General features: G+C 74.3%; 2 protein-coding genes. Both read left to right on the top strand.

Annotation, left to right across the window (positions count from 1 at the left end; genetic code table 11):
* The first annotated feature begins 24 nt into the window (after positions 1–24).
* Entirely contained in the window at positions 25–1,518 is a 1,494-nt protein-coding gene (locus tag FNQ90_RS18660; protein ID WP_182607425.1) for a cobyric acid synthase, read from the top strand.
* A gap of 152 nt (positions 1,519–1,670) precedes the next feature.
* A partial coding sequence (locus FNQ90_RS18655) for an ATP-binding protein (protein ID WP_182607424.1) occupies positions 1,671–2,799 on the top strand: 1,129 nt, incomplete at its 3' end.

Genomic DNA, 2,799 nt, shown 5'->3' with positions numbered 1-2,799 from the left:
CGGGAGGCCGGGGCGGGCGGCGGGCTGCTGATCGCCGGTACCACCTCGGACGCGGGCAAGAGCGTCGTGACCGCCGGTATCTGTCGCTGGCTGGTCCGCCGGGGCGTACGGGTGGCGCCGTTCAAGGCGCAGAACATGTCGCTGAACTCCTTCGTCACCGCCGATGGGGCGGAGATCGGTCGCGCGCAGGCGATGCAGGCCGCGGCGGCCCGGGTGGAGCCGAGCGCGCTGATGAACCCCGTGCTGCTCAAGCCCGGTGGCGACCGCACCAGTCAGGTCGTCCTGATGGGCCGCCCGGTGGGTGAGTTGAGCGCGCGGGGCTTCCACGACCAACGGCGCGCCATGGTGTTCGACCGGGTGTTGGAATGCCTGGCCGAACTGCGACGCACCCACGACGCGGTGATCTGTGAGGGCGCGGGGAGCCCGGCCGAGATCAATCTGAGGCGCAGCGACATCGTCAACATGGGGTTGGCCCGGGCCGCGCGGCTTCCGGTGGTCGTGGTCGGCGACATCGACCGGGGCGGGGTCTTCGCCTCGCTCTTCGGCACCACCGCCCTGTTGTCGGCGGGCGACCAGGAGTTGATGGCGGGATATCTGATCAACAAGTTCCGCGGTGACGTGCGCCTGTTGGAGCCCGGGTTGGAGAGCCTGCGCGGGCTGACCGGACGTCCGGTGCTGGGGGTCCTCCCCCACCGGGACGGTCTGGGAATCGATGAGGAGGACGGTCTGCGGCTCTCGACCCGGGGCACCGTTCGGGAGGCGAACACCGCCCCGCCGGCGGGGTCGCAGGTGCTGCGGGTGGCGGTGATCGCGGTGCCCCTGATGTCCAACTTCACGGACGTGGACGCGCTGGCCGCCGAGCCCGGGGTGGTGGTGCGCTTCTGTGACCGCGCCGAGGAGATCGCCGACGCCGACCTGGTGGTCGTACCCGGCACCCGGGGCACGGTGCGGGCGCTGCGCCGGCTCCGGGAACGGGGCCTGGCGGAGGCGCTGGCGCGCCGCGCCGCCGAGGGGCGGCCGATCCTGGGCGTCTGCGGCGGCTTCCAGGTCCTGGGCGAGCGCGTCGAGGACGAGGTGGAGTCGCGCGCGGGCACCGTCGAGGGGCTCGGACTGCTGCCGGTGCGCATCCGCTTCGACCGGGAGAAGACCCTGGCCCGCCCGACCGGGCGGGCCCTCGGCGAGCCGGTGACCGGTTACGAGATCCACCACGGGGTCGCCGACGTGCGGGGCGGGGAGCCCTTCCCCGGCGGGTGCCGGGTCGGGGCCGTGTGGGGGACCCACTGGCACGGGATGCTGGAGTGCGACGGGTTCCGACGGGCGTTCCTGCGCCGGGTGGCGGCGGATGCCGGGCGGGACTTCGTGCCCGCCCCCGACACCCGCTTCGCGGCGTTGCGCGAGGAACAGTTGGACCGTCTCGGCGATCTGATCGAGGAACACGCCGACACCGACGCGCTGTGGCGGCTGATCGAGAAGGGCCCCCCGGTCGGGCTGCCGTTCGTTCCACCGGGGGCGCCGTGAGCCCGGCGGACCGGCGGCCGGCCGTCCCCCCGGGCCCCGGGGACACCCCGGAAGAGGGGCGGGACACCGGAACCGCCGGAACCACCGGAACCACCGAAGACACAGACACCTGGACAACCGACACCACCGGGGCAACCGGCGAAAGGGCGGTCATGGGAGAACCGAGGACGGCGGAGGACGGGGGGCGGGGCACCATCGGCTACCCGTTCACCGCCGTGGTGGGCATGGAGGACCTGCTGCTGGGGTTGGTGCTGAACGCCGTGAACCCGGCCATCGGCGGTGTCCTGGTGCGGGGTGAGAAGGGCACCGCCAAGAGCACCGCCGTGCGGGCGCTGGCCGCCCTGCTGCCGCCGGTGACGGTGGTCCCCGGCTGTCGTTTCGCCTGCTCGCCGGCCGAGCCCGACCCGCAGTGCCCCGACGGCCCCCACGAGCCCGGCGGGCCGGGCACCGCCCGGCCGGGGCGCATGGTGGAGCTCCCGGTCGGCGCGTCCGAGGACCGGCTGGTCGGCTCGCTGGACATCGAGCGGGCGCTGACCGACGGCGTGAAGGCGTTCGAACCGGGGCTGCTGGCCGAGGCGCACCGGGGCGTGCTCTACGTGGACGAGGTGAACCTGCTCCACGATCACTTGGTGGACATGCTGCTGGACGCCGCCGCGATGGGCTCCTCCCGGGTGGAGCGGGAGGGGGTGTCGGTCCGGCACGCCTCCCGCTTCCTGCTGGTCGGGACGATGAACCCCGAGGAGGGCGAGCTGCGTCCGCAGTTGCTGGACCGCTTCGGGCTGACCGTGGAGGTGGCGGCCTCCCGGGAGCCGGCCGAGCGGGTCGAGGTGGTCCGTCGTCGGCTGGCCTTCGACGCGGATCCCGCCGGTTTCGCCGCGCGCTGGGCGGGTCCGGAGGAGGAGGTGCGTGCCCGGATCACCACCGCCCGTGACCTGCTGCCCCTGGTGGAGCTGGACGACACCGCGCTGCTGCGCATCGCGGCGGTGTGCGCCGCGTTCGAGGTGGACGGGATGCGGGCCGACATCGTCACCGCCCGCACCGCCGCCACCCTGGCCGCGTGGGACGGGCGCACCTCGGTGACCGCCGGAGACGTGCGGCGGGCCGCGTTGCTGGCCCTCCCCCACCGGCGTCGGCGGAACCCCTTCGACGCGCCGGGTCTCGACGAGGACCTGTTGGACGAGGTCCTGGACCGCCACCGCGGCCCGGAGGACCCCGAGGACCCCGAGGGTCCGGACGATCCCGGCAACCCCGACGGTCCGGGGGAGGCCGACGGTCCCGGGG

This window comes from Streptomyces alkaliphilus (genome assembly GCF_014141535.1).
Classification (GTDB): Bacteria; Actinomycetota; Actinomycetes; order Streptomycetales; family Streptomycetaceae; genus Streptomyces; species Streptomyces alkaliphilus.
Note: the sequence above shows the minus strand (reverse complement) of the source record. Positions and strands in the feature narration are given on the sequence as shown.